This window comes from uncultured Campylobacter sp. (assembly GCF_963517995.1).
Taxonomy (GTDB): Bacteria; Campylobacterota; Campylobacteria; order Campylobacterales; family Campylobacteraceae; genus Campylobacter_A.
Map to the genome: position 1 here is coordinate 1 of NZ_CAUQHQ010000011.1, position 17,253 is coordinate 17,253.

Here is a 17,253-nt window from a genome sequence, read left to right on the forward strand (position 1 = left end):
CGTTAGCGGTCTGATGGCTTCTGTTATCGGCTTTTTAAAATACGTCGCCGACCCCGAGACCAAGCTGCCCGATATCGTTTACTGGCAGCTAGGCAGCCTAGCTAAGATCGACGCCGGCAATCTTAAATTTATCGCGCCCGTGATGATAGCCTGCGCGGTGCTGCTCGTAGCGATGAGCTGGAGGATAAACTTACTCTCGCTAGGCGACGAGAGCGCGGCGAGACTGGGCGTAAACGTAACGCTTGAGCGCGGCGTCATCATCGTCTGCGCGACGCTGCTAACGGCATGCAGCGTCTGCGTGAGCGGTATCGTGGCGTGGGTGGGGCTTCTGATGCCGCACCTTGCGCGCATGCTAGTGGGTGCGAACAACGCCCGCAGCCTGCCTGCTAGTATATTTATGGGCGCGATATTTTTGCTATTCGTAGATACCCTAGCGCGCACGATTAGCGTGAGCGAGGTGCCTCTTGGCGTACTTACGGGCTTTATCGGCACGATATTTTTCGTCTGGGTACTCTGGCGAAATAAAAAGGTTGCGTGATGCTTGAGGTTAAAAATCTAAATTTCGCCTATCCAAACGGCGCAGGTAGGCTAGAAAACGTAAATTTACGCGTCGGCAAGGGCGAAATACTAACGATACTGGGACGAAACGGCGCGGGCAAATCGACCATGCTAAGCCTAATCAGCGGCACGCAGGCGCCGCACTCGGGTGAAGTTTGGTTAAGCGGCAAAAATAGCGCCGAGCTTAGCAACAAAGAGCGCGCCAAAATCATGGCCTACGTCGCTCAAAGCGAGATCTGCGAGTACGACTATACGGGGCTTGAGTTTATCACGATGGGGCGAGCGGCGCATCTGGGCATCTTTGCGCGGCCTAGCGAGGAGGATACGGCGATAGCGAAGGAATTTACCGCAAAGCTTGAAATCACGCACCTTGAGGATAAATTTATCACTCAGATAAGCGGCGGGCAAAAGCAGATGTGCTCGATCGCGCGCGCGATGGCGGCAAAGCCCGAAATCATCGTGTTTGACGAGCCGACCTCGGCGCTGGACTTCGGCAATCAGTATAAATTCCTACGCACCGTTAAGCAGCTAAAAGAGCAAGGCTACACCATCGTGCTAACGACTCACAATCCCGATTTTGCCGTGCTTCTAGGCGGCTACGTGGCTTTGGTTAAGGGCGGAGGCGAGGTGGCTTTCGGCACGGTGGATGAAATCATAGAAAGCGAGCAACTAAGCAAGCTTTACGGGCTAAATTTGAGCGTAGAGTACGTGGAACAAGTAGCCAGGAAGTGCTGCCTCACGTATCCGCTGTGAGCTGCGGCGCGCGAGAGACGGCGTAAATTTGCGCTAGGCAAAATCAAAAAGAACGCGGGCAGGGATACGCGGCGACGAGGGGATAAATTTATGTGCCTTGGGTATGAGGCGTGCGTAACCGCGTTGCAAATTTGACTATTTCGGCTCGTCTCGTCGTTTGGTAAAATTCGCTCTCAAATTTAGCTCAAATTTTAGGCCGATAAATTTGATCTAGCCTTAGCGCGTTTTAGTCGGCGCGGCTTTGTAAATTTGACGGCTGCGGGTTTGCGGCTCTAGTAAATCGGTGTTAAATTTAAGGCTTGCAATTTTGGACAGCTTTTGCTTTTTCTCACGCGTTTTGCGCCGGAAATGATTAAAATTTGCTTCGTTAAAGCGTTTGCCTAAACGAAGCAAAATCCCTCCAAAAAGGCTCGTTTCAAAAGCGCGGTAAAACGAGCCTTTGAGGGCAAAATTTACACATATCCCTGATCTATCATCGCGTCGGCCACTTTTCTAAAGCCCGCGATATTTGAGCCAAGCACCAGATTTCCCTCGTCGCCAAACTCCTTGCTAGTCTCGTAGCTAAGCTCAAAGATGTGATTCATGATGCCATGAAGTCTGTGATCTACCTTTTCAAAGCTCCACGCGGTCATGCCGGCGTTTTGCATCATCTCAAGGCCCGACGTGCCCACGCCGCCTGCGTTTGCCGCCTTTGCCGGAGCGAAGTAAAAATCCTTTTGCGCGAGCATGAAATTTATCGCATCAAGCGTGCTTGGCATATTTGCGCCCTCAGCCACGAAGCGACAGCCGTTAGCATAAAGCGTCTTGATATCGGCTAGGTGCAGCTCGTTTTGCGTCGCGCACGGGAAGGCTCCGTCGCACGGCACGTCCCACACGCCGTTTCTGCCCTCTTTGTACTCGCTCACGCTTACGTATTTTGCATTCGGTCTAAATTTGACGTATTCGCTAAGGCGCACGCGTTTAACCTCTTTTAGCTCTTTAAGCACCGCTAGATCGATGCCCTCTGCGTCGTAAACGTATCCGTTTGAGTCAGAGACGGTGATAGGCAGCGCGCCTACTTGATAGAGCTTTTCTACCGTGTATATGGCGACGTTTCCGCTACCGCTTATGCTGCACTTTTTGCCCTCTAGTCCAAGGCCAGCTTTTTGCAGCATATTTTGCGTAAAATAGACCAGCCCGTATCCGGTTGCCTCCGTGCGCGCTAGGCTGCCGCCCCAGTTTAGGCCTTTGCCCGTTAGTATGCCGTCAAATCTGCCCGTGAGCTTTTTATACTGCCCAAACATATAGCCGATCTCGCGCGCGCCAACGCCGATGTCGCCTGCCGGTACGTCTACGGTGTTGCCGATGTGGCGGTATAGCTCGCTCATAAACGCTTGGCAAAAGCGCATTATCTCGCCCTCGCTCTTGCCTTTTGGATCAAAGGTACTGCCGCCTTTTGCACCGCCAATGTTTACGCCGGTGAGCGAGTTTTTAAAAATTTGCTCAAACCCTAAAAATTTAAGTACGCCAAGATCGACGCTTGGGTGGAGCCTTAGACCGCCCTTGTATGGGCCAACAGCTGAGTTAAACTGCACGCGGTAGCCGTTATTTACCTGCGGTCTGCCGTCGTCATCCGTGTAGGTGACGCGAAATATCACCGTGCGCTCGGGTATCACGATACGCTCTAGGATCGCGTGTTTTTGGTATTTACTCTCTTTTTTTATAAGCGGCTCAAGGCTGTTTAGCACCTCGGTCGCAGCCTGTACGAACACGCCTTGGCCCGGATTGGTTCTTTTTATCCACTCCATCGTTTTTTCGATGTACTCGCTCATCTTAGCTCCTATTTGTCAAATTTTAGTAGTTGAATATTAACTCTCCTAGAAAAAATTTTTATTTAAATTTATTTTTATATTTTTATTTTAGGCGATAAGTGTTACGTATCGAAACTAAATTTATCAAATGTAACTTTTTGATAAATTTGTTGTAGTTTTGTTTGGGCTTTTGACCGAGATTTTAGTCGGCTTTGGCGGGCTGTGTTAAATTTAGGAGATTTAAATTTATAGAGGCGGGATTTTGCCGTTTTGGCTTTTGCGTATTTGGCGAGAATTCGTCAAATTTGAAATTTAGCGGGCAAATTTGCGGCCGATCTCGTCAAATTTTGCCCGCTTAAATTTGCGCCGTTAGAGTAAATAAAAATTTAAAAAACTCCAAATCCAGACCTTTTGCCAATGATTAAATTTGCAAAATAGTAGCCGCAAAGACGGTTAAATTTAAAGCGGTAAATCGCCTTAAAATTGCTAAAGCGGTAGTCGGGGGCGAGCAAATTTAGCCGGATCGCCCGCGCAAAAGGGATAAAACGAATTTGCATTAAGGGCAAATAAGCGTTAAACGGCTATAATCGCGTTTATATTTAAAAAAAGGAATAGCCGTGAAAAATTTACTCGTTTTTTTAGCAGTTGTCCTCCTCCTAGCCGGGGTAGCGATGAAATACGCTAACGAATTTCCCGTGCTTGACGAAACAGTCAAGGAAAAGTGGAGCCAAGTGCAAAACCAATACAAACGCAGAGCCGATTTGATCCCAAATCTCGTTAAAACCGTTCAGGGTTACGCTAGCCACGAGCAGAGCGTGTTTAAAGAAGTAACCGAAGCTAGAAGCAAAGCCTCCGCCGTGACGATCGACGTTAGCTCTATAGATGATCCGGCTAAGCTAAAAGAGTTTGAAGCCGCGCAAAACAGCCTCGGCGGCGCACTATCTCGCCTTATGGCTATTAGCGAAAGCTACCCTCAGCTAAAGGCCGATCAAAATTTCCTAGCCTTGCAAAGCCAGCTAGAAGGCACCGAAAATCGCATCTCCGTAGCCAGAAAAGACTATATCGAAGCGGTCAAAGACTATAACGTCGCGCTGCGTAAAATCCCGGGTAAATTTATCGCCGCCGCCCTATATCCGGAGCTAAAGCCGCGCGCTACGTTTGAGGCGAGCGTTACCGAGCAAAACGCGCCTGAAGTTTCTTTTGCCAAGTAATCCGATGAAACGCGTTTTATCCGCTTTATTTTGCGTTTGCGCGATTTGCGGGCTTTTTACGCTAAATTTATCGGCCCGGCAGACGGTAAGCGAGCAAAACGCGCCCGCTAAAATAAGCGAAAAAAGCGGCGATATCCCGGCTCTAAGCGGTAGAGTAGTCGATCAAGCGGGCGTTTTAAGCCCTGCGGCAAAACGAGAGCTAGAAACCGCGCTCGCCGCTCACGAAAACAATACGACTAATCAGCTAGTTATCGTAACGACCCGGTCGCTGGGCGGCAAGGCGATAGAGGAGTATTCGCTAGAGCTTGGCAGACGCTGGGGTATCGGGCAAAAAGGCAAAGATAACGGCGCGCTGCTAGTAGTCGCGCCAAACGACAAGCAGGTGCGTATCGAGGTCGGCTACGGCCTAGAAGGCGTGCTAACGGACGCTCTTTGCGGCATTATCATAAACCGCTACGTCATCCCCGAATTTAAAAAAGGCGATATAGAAGGCGGCGTAAAGATCGGCGCGCAAAAGATTTTAGCCGTGCTTGAGGGCGACGAGAGCGTAAAACGGCAGCTAGATAAAGAGGACGAAACGCCTGTGGAGGCTTACGGGATAATAGCCGGCATGGCGCTGCTGTTCGCGTCGGGGATTTTGGGCACGGCGCTCGTGCGTATCGGGGTTTGCGCGATTTTATCGGGCTTTACCTCAGCCGTCGTCGCCGGAGCGTTTAGTATAGAAGATTTTGCCCTTAGAGGCGTGGTTATGTTCGCGCTTTTTATGCTATTTTTTTATTTGACCAAAAATATAAAACCCGGCTCCGGCTCAAATTCGGAAGATTCGGGCTACTCTGGCGGCTATGGCGGCGGTTCCGGCGGAGGCAGAAGCTCGGGGGGCGGATTTAGCGGAGGAGGCGGAGGTTACGGCGGCGGCGGAGCTAGCGGCAGGTGGTAGTCGCTTTAAAATTTGGCGTCAAATTTTGCTAGAGCGCTTGCTAAATTTTGCTGGTTCTAGCCTAGTCGTATCGGCGACGCCGTTTGCGATAAATTTGAGGCTAACTAATGTTTTGGCTTTTAGCCTTTTTTGCAAATTTGCAAAAGAAAAAGCGGGCGGCAAGGTATTAATTTAACTAAAATTAAGCAAGCAAACGGCTTTAAATCCGCTAAATTACGCCAATAGCCCAAAAATACGCAAAAATAAATTTAACTAAAATCCGTAAAAATCAAGGAAAGATATGAAGCGCATTTTGATTATTTTGTTTTACGCTTTTACTACGGCTTCGCTTCTTGCTGCTAAAACCGAGGTAGATAAGCGTTTGGAGTTTCCGATTTTAACAGGCAAAATAGCAGACGGCGCCGGGGCGTTAAGTCCTGCCCAAAAAGAAGAGTTAAACGAAATGTTACATTTTCAGGAGAGGTTTGATAAGGTTGAAATCATCGTAGCCACGATAAGCAGTACTCCTAAAGACGGGCTAGAGTGGTACGGCGCGCAGTTAGCCGGAAGGTGGGGCATATTTGGCAAAAAAGCCTTGCTGATAGTAGTTACGGACGATAAAAAGGCTTATATCGAGGCTGGAAGCGGATATATCGGCGTACTAAAAGACGAGGTAAGTAAAGATATCATAAACAGGGACATAATCCCAAAACTCGCTAAAGGCGACGTAGCCGGCGGCATCAAGGCAGGCGCACAAAAGATTGCCGAGGCTATTTTATACGAGAGAGGTTACGAAGGGCTAAAAGCGCGGGAGGCTTTGATAAAATTTATAAAAGAAGACTTAAACGTCAATGAAAGTACAAAGGGCAAGCTAATAGCCGCGTTTTACGAATTTTCGGGAAGGACGCCCGAGCAAAGCATAGATCTAGCCGATAAAATACTTAGCAGCGACCCTAGTTTTGACGATGAGTCCGTGCAGAGCACGGCCTTTAGGCGCAAGATGATAGAATTTGATATAGAGCAAAGCGACGAAGCCTACGTTCCCGATCCGGGCTATATTTTTATAATGGGATTGTTTTATGGGATTATAGTATTTATGCTAGCTTCGGCGGCTTTAAATTTGGGCTTTAGTAAGTTTGGAAACTTTTTGGGCAAGGTATCGTATTCGTATCTTGGCGGCCTTATCGCGTGCTTTCTCATACTGCGAGGTAGCGGGTCTCACTATCTTACGGAGTTTTTGTTGTTTGGCGTAATCTTTGCGGCGATTTATTGGATGCTTAAGGATAAGGATTTTGACAGGGACGACGAGCCGTATCCCAAACGGACGAAAAAAGTAGGGCGCAAAAGACGGAGTTAGTCTGTTTTTGCGCTGGTTTGCTTTGCATAAAGCGCGCAAATTTAACGTTACCGTAGAAGTTGCTTTTAAAATTTAGGATTTTGGCTTAAAATTTTAGCCGCTATCCTAAAATTTGCAAATTCTTCGCTAAATTTATGCGTCAAATTTCTCGCCGCACCCGTTAAATTTGCTCTAAATCTCCCCCAAAATCTTTTTATAATTGCTAAAAATCGGCGAATCCTCGCCAAAATACAAACTCATCGCGCGCACGTAGCGATCGAGCGGATTTTGGATGCGATTTAGCGCCAGTCGCTCGCGAAACGGCAGGTCGTAGCTGCTCAAAATCACGCTAAAAGGCACGGGAAAATCGGTGCCGAAAAGGATTTTATCGTGGATTTGCGTTTGGGTTTTTAGGTGCGGCAGGATACGGGCCTTGTTTATGCAAAGCAGCGCCGAAACGTCGGCGTAAAGCCCGTCAAATTCGCGCAGCCAGCCAAGTAGCGTGAAGTAGTTGGCGCCCAGTTTCTCCGGATCGCGCGAAAACATAGACAAAACGCCGTCGCTTGAGGCGCCCATGTGAGCGCAGACGATGCGGCAACCCAGATTTAGCGGGGATTTTAGCTGCTCGATGCTCTCAAGCGCCTTGTTTGATGCTAGCGAGTTTTCGTCGCCCACGTGGATCACCAGTGGCAGCCCAAGCTCGCTAAGTAGCCTAAAATAGGGCTCGTAGCGCTTGTCGTTTAGATCCGTCTCCCAGTACGAGTGCAACAGCTTGCCGCCCTTAAAGCCCATTTTATGGTACTTTTCGATCAAATTTAACGCGTCTTTTCGGTTTGGATTTACACTAAAAAACGGCACGACCTCGTTTGGATTTTGCTCGTAAAAGGCAAAAACCTCCTCGTTTGTGGCGCAGACGGTTTTGTCCTTGTGCACGAGATTTCCGCCCTCGTCAAATTTCGCATCGACGCCGAAAACTACGGACTTTTGGACGAAATTCGAGCTTTTTATCAGCCGCGCGAAGTTGCTTTTGTAGCCCTCAAAGCCGTTTTTTATAAGCTCGCTCCTGTTTATGTCGAATTTTTTGGCGAAAAACGCAAGCGCTAGTTTGTCGTAAAATCGGTCGAATTTGACATCCGAGCTAAGCAAATGCGAGTGGATATCGACGGTTTTTACCTGCGTTAAATTTGCGCTTTGCAAGCCGCTAAGTTCGCTCTCCCGCATGGCGGTTTCGTTAAATTTACCTCGCGAAAACCCGCCCGAATTTACTTCATTTGCCGTTAAATTTACGCTCGTTTCGGCAAATTTATCTTTGGTGCAAATTTGATCCGCCGCGTTTTGACAAAACCCGAGCGTTTTTGACGCGGCCGTCTTACTCGCTCTCAAATTTGAGCTTAAATTTGCCCGCGCGTTTTGCTGGGTTAAATTTGCGCGAGTTAAATTTGTCTCCGTTTTACGAGCTAAATTTAAACCAAAGTTTGCGGCACTTGCACGGGCCGAGTTTGGCATCAAATTTGCCGCCGCTTTTTCGCCTCTCAAATTTACGCCAAAATCTAAAGCCTCCAAATCCTCGCCTGCGCTATAAAAACTTTCTCGAAACATCGTTTCTCCTTTTTAAATTTTGGCGAAATCATAGCCTAAATTTTAAGAAGTGTCAAGTGGTGCTTTACGCTTTATGATTTTCTAAGCTAAATTTGCGTAAGATTTCGTCAAATTTAACGAAAGGAAAGAGATGAGCTACAAGATGAGCGAGCTTTGCGAACTATCGCAAACGCCCAAATCAACGATACTCTTTTACGTCAAGGAAGGGCTTTTGCCAGAGCCCGTGAAGGTAAAAGACAACGTGCATCAGTACGGCGAGGATACGCTTTTGATGCTAAATTTCATCAAATACGTCCAGAGTAACTTCCACCTCAGCCTAAAGGAGGTAAAGTCGCTCACGCAGCAAAAGGGCTTTAGCTTTAAGCGTTGCTACGAGGCGCTTTTTGATTCGCTCGATACCTTTATGGGGTCAAATTTCGCCCAGACGCTAAGCGCCGAGCAGGCGTGCGAGAGGCTGGGTATTACCGAGGCCGAGCTAGATAAATTTATCGAGGATGGATTTATCTTTATGCGAGGCGGCAAGCTAACGCAAAAAGAGGTCGAGATCCTGCAAATCGTGCTAGAAACGCAAAAAAGCGAGCGTGGGCGGGAAATTTTACGGACTTATATAAATTTAGCCAAACAAACGGCCAAAATCGAAGCCGAGTGCGCGCGCGAAATTTACGCGAAAGCAAAGGACAAAAACGTAGCCTTAAAGCTCGTTTTCGATAATATCTTGATCCTAAAACCGTACATCTTAAATTTCCACACCTTCGATGCCTACAAAAAGGAGAACAAATGAAAGGCGTTTTTTCGGTTAGGGGCTTTTTGCCCTTTTTGATCGTTATGTTTATCAATGCGGTTGTAGATCTTGGCCACAAGATCACGATCCAAAACATACTTTTTAAGAGCATCGAGGATGAAAATTTACAGATCATCCTGACCTCGCTCGTAAATTTGCTAATCTTGTTGCCCTATATCATGCTTTTTAGCGTTTCGGGCTTTTTAAACGACAAATTTTCGCGCACCCGCATCACGAGATACGCGGCGGCGAGCGAAATTTTACTCACGCTTTTTATCACTATAAGCTACCTTTGCGGTTGGTTTTACGTGGCGTTTGGCACGACGCTGCTGCTAGCGGTGCAAAGCGCGATATATAGCCCCGCCAAATACGGCCTCATCAAAAAAATCGTTGGCGGCGAGAAGCTAGGTGCTGCAAACGGTATCGTGCAGGCCTTTACTATCGTGGCGATTTTGCTTGGCTCGTTTGTTTTCTCGGCGATTTTCGAGAGCTACGCCGTAGCGAGCACGGACGCTGGAGAGATGATAAAATCAGTCTGGTTTATCGGCGCGATACTTTTGGTTTGCTCGGTAGCCGAGACTATTTTTACGTTTAAGATTCCGTTTTTCGAGGCAACCGACGCGGAGCTTAAATTTGACGCGAAAAAGTACTTTAAACTAGGCTACCTAAAAGAAAACACGAAGCACATCTTTAACAACAAAAATGCCTTTTTATGTACGCTGGGGCTTTCGGTTTTCTGGGCGGTGGCGCAGCTGGTTATCGCCGTTTTCCCTGCTCACTACAAGGCCATGAGCGCGGATAATAACGTCATGATCGTGCAGGCGATTTTAGCCGTTAGCACTATCGGTCTGGTTGCAGGCTCGGCGCTAGCGGGCAGCTACTCGAAAAATCACATCGAGATGGGCATCGTGCCTTTTGGCGCGCTTGGGCTTTTTGCTTCGCTGCTTATGTTCGCGCAGGGTTCAAGTGCTGCGTTTATGACGCTGGCGTCGTTTTTGTTCGGCTTTAGCGGCGGTATTTTCATTGTGCCGCTAAACGCAAATATCCAGTTTTTCACGTCCGAAGAGCAGATGGGCCGCACGCTAGCGGGCAGTAACTTTATCCAAAATATCTTTATGGCGGCGTTTTTGCTGCTTGCGATGGCGTTTAGCATATTTGCCGTTAGCACGCCCGAAATTTTCGTCATTACTTCCTTTAGCGTGCTTATCTGCGCGCTGGTAGCGATAAAGTACCTGCCGCACCTTTTCGCGCGCTTGCTTATCATGCCGTTTTTTAGGATAGGCTACACGATAAACGTTGACGGCGTCGAAAATATCCCGCAAAAAGGCGGCGTGCTGCTACTTGGCAACCACATGAGCTGGATAGACTGGGCGGTGCTGCAGATGGCCTCTCCGCGTCCGATCAGATTTGCGATGCATAAGAGCTTTTATGAAATTTGGTACCTAAAATGGCTGTTAAATTTATTTGACGTGATCCCTATCGGCGCGGGAGCTAGCAAAAGCGCGCTAGAAAAGATCCGCGAGTGCCTAGACGCGGGCGACGTGGTGGCGCTGTTTCCTGAGGGTCATATCAGCTATAACGGCCAGATAGACGAGTTCCAGCACGGTTACGAGATAGCCGCAAGCGATACGAACTCCGTTATCGTGCCGTTTTATCTGCGCGGTCTTTGGGGTTCGAGCTTCTCGCGCGCTCAAAAATACTACCAAAGAATCAGCCGCAAAATAGACGGCAAGCGCGCTATCAGGGTGAGCTTTGGCGCACCTTTGGTACCTGAAACCAAAGCCCCGCAGGTGCGCGAAAAAGTAGTCGAGCTGTCGTTTTTTAGCTGGGCGGAGTATCTAAAAACTCTAGAGCCTATGCAGTTTAGCTGGCTAAAACACGCTAAAGCGGATCTGTTTAAACGCTCTATGGTAGATAGCACGGGCGCTGATCTAAACAATCTCAAGGTTATCGCTACGGTGCTAGTATTTTTGTCCAAATTTAAATTCGCGTTTTTAAAAGAGCGAAACGTCGGCGTGATACTGCCTTCCTCGGTGATGGGTAGCATTATAAATTTGATGTTATTTATCAGAGGCAAAATAAGCGTAAATTTAAACTACACGCTTAGCGAGCAAAATTTGATCGGCTGCGCGGACAAGGCTGGGTTAAGAAGCATAATCACCTCGCGCCAGTTTATCGCCAAGCTAAAGGCTCGCGGCTTTGAGCTGGAAGAATCTCTAAAAGGCAGACTCATCTATCTCGAAGACGTCGCGCAAGGCATAAGCAAGGCTGATAAAATTTGCGCGATGCTAAAGGCGGTTTTGATGCCGCGCTGGCTACTTGAGCTTATATATTTTCGCGACGTTCGCATCGACGATGATGCTACGATACTCTTTAGCAGCGGCAGCGAAGGCACGCCAAAGGGCATCGTGCTAACGCATAAAAACATAATGGCTAACATCAAGCAAATTTCAGAGATCGTAAATACGGACGGCAACGACGTGATCTTAGCGTCGCTACCGATATTTCACTCGTTCGGGCTTACCGCGGCGACCTTTTTCCCGCTTAGCGAAGGTATCGCCTCCGCTCACGTGCCTGATCCCACGGACGCCTTTGCCGTGGGCAAGATGGTTGCTAAATACCACGCGACGATAATGTTTGGCACGTCGACGTTTTTTAGGCTCTATACCAAAAACAAAAAGCTAAATCCGCTGATGTTTTCTACGATCCGCTACGCGATAGCCGGCGCGGAAAAGCTAAACGCAGCCGTTAAGCGCGAGTTTAAGATGAAATTCGGCGTCGAAATTTACGAAGGCTACGGCACGACCGAGACTTCGCCCGTCGTTAGCGTAAATACCGCAAACGTGCTAGAACCGGAGTTTTTTAAAGAGCTTGTTTTTTCAAAAGAGGGCAGCGTGGGTCTACCGACAGCCGGCACGATAATACGAATCTGCGATCCAACAAGCCTAGAAAAGCTAGAAAACGGGCAAGCCGGCCTAATCCTAATCGGCGGCCATCAGGTGATGAAGGGCTACTATCTGGACGAGGAGCGCACGAAAGAAGCGATCGTGGAGCTAGACGGTGTGCGCTACTATAACAGCGGCGACATCGGCTTTTTAGACGAGGCGGGCTTTTTAACCATCACGGATAGGCTATCTCGCTTTGCTAAAATCGGCGGCGAGATGATAAGCCTGGGCGCGCTCGAGGCTCAAATTTCAGGCGTGCTGGGCGATGAGGTTACCTTTGTCTGCACCAATGTCGCCGACGAGAAAAAGGGCGAACAAGTCGTCATGCTCTTTAGCGGCGAGATAAGCGAGGAGGACGTGGCCGCGCGTATCAGGGCTTCTGCGATACCTTCTATCATGCAGCCTTCAAAAATTTACAAAGTAGATAGCGTACCGGTGCTGGGAACCGGTAAAGTGGACTTTAAATCAAGCAAAAAGCTAGCGGCCGAGCTTGCTGCTGACGAGGGAAATTTAGGCGCGGCGGAGGAAGCTTAAATTTACGCTACGATAGGCAAATTTGGCGGCTAGGTCGTCAAATTTGCCAAGCTGTATAAAAGGATAAATTTGAAAAAACCAGACGGCATAGATATATTTATGATAGCGTTTTTTATAGTTTCTGCGGTGGCGTTTTTAACTTATAAGCACTACGAAGCGGAAAACAAACGCCTAGAAGAAGAATACATAAAAACCCTAAGCAAGAACGACATAATAAACATACAGCTAAAAAGATTTTTTAAAGATTTGCACCGCCTTGATAACTTTGAAAAAAAGGAACTGGGTTGGGTAAAAGACATTAAAAATTTTAAAGGAGATTTCGAGCATTGGGCCATTAGTAATTTTAAGGCTTGTAGCGGTGCAACAAACCCCGACGACAGGTGCGAATTTTGGAAATACGACAGAAAGCTAAATTACGAATATCTTTTAAATTTAGGAACTATGATATGCGATGAAAGCGCTTCTTTAAGCAGCGCGAGTAAGATAATAGCTAAAGAGGCGTTGCTAAAAAAGGAGCTTTATTATCCTTGGGATGAGGACAGCTTGCTAGATGAGAACGGGAATTTAAAATATTTAATAGTTTATTATTCAGACTTTAAAAAGGACATTAAAGTTTTCAGCGACGTCTTTTTAAGTGAGGACGAGAAGGATATACTGCTGGTAACGCATTATCTTTTTGAGTATCTTTTTTTAGAGATATTTGAAGACAGGCCTTATAATTTTTGCATTAAACACGACTACATAATGAAAAATAAGAATAAGAAAAATAAGGCTATGTACCCAGACTACTACAACTTTGACGAGAGTTCAAAGTATATATTTACGACTATACCGTTTCAATATAATACAAATTTAGATTATAAAACAATTTACTATAATAAAAATACCTACGAAATGGGTAAAAATTATAGAAACATCTTTGATCAATATAAAAATATAAAGTGATATAGCAAAATTTTAAGGAGCAACAAATGTCAAAAGAATTAGGTTTGGTTTTGGATGGGCGGGGTTATGATTTTGTGAGAGGAGCAAAAGGCGGCCAAAAAGTATTGAAATTTCAACACAAAGGATAAGTAGTGGCTGTATTTAATCTAAATTTAAACGGCGACTATTCAAAACAGTTGCTAAGCTACTATATATGGGGTCAAGATACCCAGCCACCGGTCGGTAAAAGTAGTATCCTAATAAATATCACCGCGATAAAATAAAAGGCGAATTTTGAACTTAAATCTAATACACCTCACAACGATGATAAATTTTGAGTTTTAGCGGTTATGGATAGCGTAGAAAATAGCGTCGTTTCATCGCGGTTTAGCCGTACCAGCGGTCAAATTTGCTTGATAAAAGCTAGCCTGCCTAAATGCCAAATTCGGCTACCGCAGAATAGCTAAATTTACACCAAATCCCTGCTGCTAAAGATAAAATATCCGCTAACAAGCATAATCGCGCCTAAAATCAGCGGATAAAAAATCGAGTAAAGCACGAAGCCAAATACGCTAAAGTTGTTTAATACGAAATTCGACGCAACGCCGATAACGGCTAAATTCGGATCAAATAGGCTAATCGCCGCGATCCTAAAGACCTCGATCGGGTTAATGAGCGCGATAAAAAAGATGATATCCTCGCGCACGTTACTTTTCATCAAAAAGCCCATCAGCGCGAGATCTAAAAATGCTAACAAGATAAGCCAGAGTAAAAACGCGACGCCTTGACCCATTTCTTGATTTTTGATCATCGACGAGATGAGAAATCCAAACGACAAAAATACGAAGCTAAGCGCGAAAAGTAGGGCAGTGTAGAGGGTTAGGATATCCCACGGGATTTCGATTTTTTTAACTAGACCCGCGACTACTGCTAAAACGAAAGAGAGCAAAAGCGGCACGAAAATAACGAAAATACGCCCCAAAGCCTTGCCGAAATAGTATTCGCCTAGGCTAACCGGAAAGCTAAGCATATACTCAAGCAAATTCGTATCGCGGTCGGCGCTGATGCTGCGCACGGTTGAGATGAGGATAAAAATGGGCACGATAACGATACAAATTTGGATAAAAAGCAGCAAAAGCCGCGTAAGCCCGCTAAAACCCAGCACCCGCGAATCCGTCACGCCGCTAAAGATAAAAGTAACGATAAGCCCCATAAAAACTAGCATATAAATGAGGAACCAGCGCGAGCGTAGCGACTCGGCGACGTCTAGTTTGGCGATGAGTAGCAAGTTACGCATGAGCGCCTCCTTGAGAGATTAGCTCGTCTTTTATGATCTGCCCCAGATCCATCTCGACGTAGCGGTTTGATATACCCTGCACCTCATCAAGCCTGTGCGAGATGAAAACCAGCGTCTTTTCGCGCGCGAACTCGCCTAACAAGTCCATAAAATTTCGCCTGGCTTTCGGGTCTAAATTTGCCGTCGGCTCGTCAAACATCATGGCCTCGGTATCTTTGGCAAAGGCGATTGCGATTAGCATTTTTTGCTTCATACCGCCTGATAGTTTGTAAAAGGGCTTATGAAAATTCCCTTTTAGATCAAGCTCCATTTTCTCGCAAAATTTTTCTATGTTTTTCTGGGCGACGTTCGAGCTTTTGCAGACAAACTCGCAAAGCTCTTTTAGGTTAAATTTAAGCGGCGGTGGCGTTTGCGGGACGAAAGATATCACGCTAAGGGCTTCTTTGCGCGCGGTAAAGGGATCAAAGCCGTTTACTCGCACTTCGCCGCTGTTTGGCTTAAATTCGCCCAGGATTATGCGCATCAGCGAGCTTTTGCCCGCGCCGTTTTGTCCGAGTACGACCGTTTTTTGCCCCTTTTCTATGCTCAAATTTACATTTTGCAGTATCTTTTGTGAGCCAAAAGCCTTGGTGATGTCTTTTAAGATTATCAAATTTATCCTTTTAGATGAGCTTTTTAAAGCCGTTGTCGAATTTCAGCGCGTCGTGGTGACACACGTCGATACAGCGTCCGCAAAGCGTGCAGTCGCCGCCCACGAGACGAAATTCTTTTTTGTTTTCGTCGCCGTCTAGTTTAGCGTTTTTCTTCGTTATTTCAAGCACGTGCGGCACGAGGCAGGTATCTATGCAGACTAAACAGTGGTCGCAGCGATCTTTGTTCCAGCTAACTTTAACGGCGTTGGTGCGCGTTAGCAGCGAGTACGTCGCGCCGATAGGGCAGACGTAGCGGCACCAGCCTCTGCGGGAGTAGAGAATTTCGACTAAAAGTACGAAAAGAGCAAACCAAATCGCGTGAAAATAGCCGTAAATAACAAACCTAGACACTATACCCGTCACGCTAAATATCTCAAACACGAGCTGCGAGCTGGCAAAACTCATCGCGATAAAAAGCGCGGTAAAGACGTAGCGCCATTTGGGGTCGAACTCGCGGCGTTTGATTATCTTTTTGGCGGCTAAATTTTCGTGTATTTTCTCGCCGATCTCGCCTAGAAAAGTGTAGGGACACACCCAGCCGCAAAATGCCCGCCCGCCCACAAGCGCGTAAAAAAGTAAAATCGTAGCCGTGCCGATGATGAGATTTATCGGAAACTCGTGCGTCGCGGCAAATACCTGAAAGCTCATAAAAGCGTCGGTCAAATGAAAGCCCAAAATCCTTGATCCGCTGATGTCGCCTTCTAAAATTTGAATATCCGCGCGGTAAGAAAGCACGAACAAAATATGCACTAGCGCGATTACGATGAGGCGGCGTCCTCGCCAGCTGAGGCTTTTTTTGCCCTCGCCGTTTTTTATCGTCAGCGTATCGAAAAAATCGACCTTTGAGACCGTGCAGCGCGTGCTATATTTATTCATCCGCTACTCTTTAAATTTTGAAATTTCATCAGCTAATGCGCCTAGATCCTCGTCCGTTACGTTGTTTAAAAGTCCCTTCATTAGGCTGTTTGGTACTTTATTTTCTTTGTAGTCTTTTAGCCTAGCTAAAATTTCGTCCTTGCTTTTGCCTGAGATTTTAGGCGCCATCACGCCCTTGCCGTTTGCTCCGTGGCAAGGTGCGCAGGATGTTAGGTATCGTTTGCTAACGCCCTCGTTAGGCTGATTTGCGACGCTGTTTTGTAGCTGTTTTATCTTTTTTATTTCTTCGGCGTCTTGCAGATTTAGCTCCTCGTTTCGCTCTTGCTTAGGGGCGAAGTCTTGAGGTTTTATTTCGGGTCTGCTGGCGTCTTTTATGGGTGCTGAGGGCTGGCTAGTCAGCATAAAAATCATAAGAACCAAGACCAAAGCTCCAAAGATTATCGCTATTTTCTTTCCCATTTTAGCCTCCTATTTTTTTCTAAACTGCTCGTTAAATTCGCTGATTTCGTTTGCTAGAGCGCGGACTTGCGCCTCGTCTAGGGTTTGGACTAGATCTTTCATCAGCGGATTTGCCTTTTGCTTGTTTTTATACGCAAAGATCATGTCGTAAATTTGATCCGAGGTTTTATTTAGCAGCGACGGACCGATGATGCCGTTGGCGTAGTCGTCGTGGCAGGCGGAGCATTTTACGATAAAGTCCTTGCTAAGGCGCCCTTTTACGAGTTTTAAATTTATGCTTTGCAGCGGGTTTCGCACCATCGCTAGCGCGCCGACTGAGCGGCTAGTCTCGCTCTCCTCGTCGTCTAAGCCGAATTTGACTCTCTTTTTGCCGTTTATATCGTAACTCATAAACTGATCGTAGTCTTTTTGCGCGGTCGCGTTAGCGTCTGCCTTTTGCGTCTCTATCGCGCCTGCGGCGGCGGGCGTCGCTTGCGTTTTTGCCGCTTGCGTCGCGCTTTTTTTATCATCCTTACTCTCGCAGCCAGTTATTAGCGCGGCGGCAGCGAGAGCGACAAGACAGCCTAAAATTTTATTTTTCAT

16 protein-coding genes are annotated in these 17,253 nt (G+C 46.9%); 9 read left to right on the forward strand and 7 right to left on the reverse strand.

The features are described 5' to 3' along the window. Both RYL88_RS02300 and RYL88_RS02305 read left to right on the forward strand, forming a co-directional pair. Positions 1-538: iron ABC transporter permease (locus RYL88_RS02300; RefSeq protein ID WP_314988789.1), on the forward strand; the 538-nt coding region annotated here is incomplete at its 5' end. Continuing rightward, complete coding sequence (locus tag RYL88_RS02305) at positions 538-1,311, forward strand: ABC transporter ATP-binding protein (protein WP_314988790.1); 774 nt, start codon at positions 538-540, stop codon at positions 1,309-1,311. The genes RYL88_RS02300 and RYL88_RS02305, both read left to right, overlap by 1 nt. 452 nt (positions 1,312-1,763) lie before the next feature. Here the strand turns inward: RYL88_RS02305 and gdhA are convergent, their stop codons facing one another. After that, complete coding sequence (gdhA, locus tag RYL88_RS02310; RefSeq protein WP_314988791.1) at positions 1,764-3,122, reverse strand: NADP-specific glutamate dehydrogenase; 1,359 nt, start codon at positions 3,120-3,122, stop codon at positions 1,764-1,766. Between the two features lie 596 nt (positions 3,123-3,718). Between gdhA and RYL88_RS02315 the strand changes: the two genes are divergently transcribed. The 3 genes from RYL88_RS02315 (at position 3,719) to RYL88_RS02325 (ending at position 6,585) form a co-directional block, all read left to right on the forward strand. Continuing rightward, positions 3,719-4,312, forward strand: a complete 594-nt coding sequence (locus tag RYL88_RS02315; RefSeq protein WP_297968944.1) for a LemA family protein — start codon at positions 3,719-3,721, stop codon at positions 4,310-4,312. 4 nt (positions 4,313-4,316) lie between these two features. Continuing rightward, positions 4,317-5,249, forward strand: coding sequence for a TPM domain-containing protein (locus RYL88_RS02320; protein WP_314988792.1), 933 nt, complete (start codon positions 4,317-4,319; stop codon positions 5,247-5,249). Positions 5,250-5,529: 280 nt separating this feature from the next. Then, on the forward strand, positions 5,530-6,585 hold the full coding sequence (locus RYL88_RS02325; RefSeq protein ID WP_314988793.1) for a TPM domain-containing protein: 1,056 nt from the start codon (positions 5,530-5,532) through the stop codon (positions 6,583-6,585). 171 nt (positions 6,586-6,756) lie between these two features. Here the strand turns inward: RYL88_RS02325 and RYL88_RS02330 are convergent, their stop codons facing one another. Beyond that, positions 6,757-8,163 (reverse strand): amidohydrolase family protein, encoded by a 1,407-nt coding sequence (locus tag RYL88_RS02330; RefSeq protein WP_314988794.1) that lies wholly within the window; start codon positions 8,161-8,163, stop codon positions 6,757-6,759. A 130-nt stretch (positions 8,164-8,293) separates the two neighbouring features. On the opposite strand from RYL88_RS02330, the gene RYL88_RS02335 reads away from it, so the two are divergent. From RYL88_RS02335 to RYL88_RS02350, 4 genes are all read left to right on the forward strand, one after another. Next, entirely contained in the window at positions 8,294-8,944 is a 651-nt protein-coding gene (locus tag RYL88_RS02335; protein WP_314988795.1) for a MerR family transcriptional regulator, read from the forward strand. Next, positions 8,941-12,423, forward strand: coding sequence for an acyl-[ACP]--phospholipid O-acyltransferase (locus RYL88_RS02340; protein ID WP_314988796.1), 3,483 nt, complete (start codon positions 8,941-8,943; stop codon positions 12,421-12,423). Before RYL88_RS02335 ends, RYL88_RS02340 begins: the two co-directional genes overlap by 4 nt. Before the next feature lie 69 nt (positions 12,424-12,492). Continuing rightward, positions 12,493-13,368 carry a hypothetical protein gene (locus RYL88_RS02345; protein ID WP_314988797.1) on the forward strand — a complete coding sequence of 292 codons (876 nt, stop codon included), beginning with the start codon at positions 12,493-12,495 and terminating at the stop codon, positions 13,366-13,368. Between the two features lie 131 nt (positions 13,369-13,499). Continuing rightward, entirely contained in the window at positions 13,500-13,631 is a 132-nt protein-coding gene (locus tag RYL88_RS02350; RefSeq protein ID WP_314988798.1) for a hypothetical protein, read from the forward strand. Positions 13,632-13,816: 185 nt separating this feature from the next. On the opposite strand, the gene RYL88_RS02355 is transcribed toward RYL88_RS02350, so the two are convergent. Genes RYL88_RS02355 through RYL88_RS02375 form a run of 5 tightly spaced genes read right to left on the reverse strand, consistent with a single transcriptional unit; the run spans position 13,817 to position 17,253 of the window. Continuing rightward, positions 13,817-14,644 carry an ABC transporter permease subunit gene (locus RYL88_RS02355; protein WP_314988799.1) on the reverse strand — a complete coding sequence of 276 codons (828 nt, stop codon included), beginning with the start codon at positions 14,642-14,644 and terminating at the stop codon, positions 13,817-13,819. After that, positions 14,637-15,296: an ABC transporter ATP-binding protein gene (locus RYL88_RS02360; RefSeq protein WP_314988800.1), complete on the reverse strand. Its 660-nt coding sequence runs from the start codon at positions 15,294-15,296 to the stop codon at positions 14,637-14,639. Before RYL88_RS02360 ends, RYL88_RS02355 begins: the two co-directional genes overlap by 8 nt. A 10-nt stretch (positions 15,297-15,306) precedes the next feature. Then, entirely contained in the window at positions 15,307-16,212 is a 906-nt protein-coding gene (locus RYL88_RS02365; protein ID WP_314988801.1) for a NapH/MauN family ferredoxin-type protein, read from the reverse strand. A gap of 3 nt (positions 16,213-16,215) precedes the next feature. Continuing rightward, entirely contained in the window at positions 16,216-16,671 is a 456-nt protein-coding gene (locus RYL88_RS02370) for a c-type cytochrome (protein ID WP_314988802.1), read from the reverse strand. 9 nt (positions 16,672-16,680) lie between these two features. Next, entirely contained in the window at positions 16,681-17,253 is a 573-nt protein-coding gene (locus tag RYL88_RS02375) for a hypothetical protein (RefSeq protein ID WP_314988803.1), read from the reverse strand.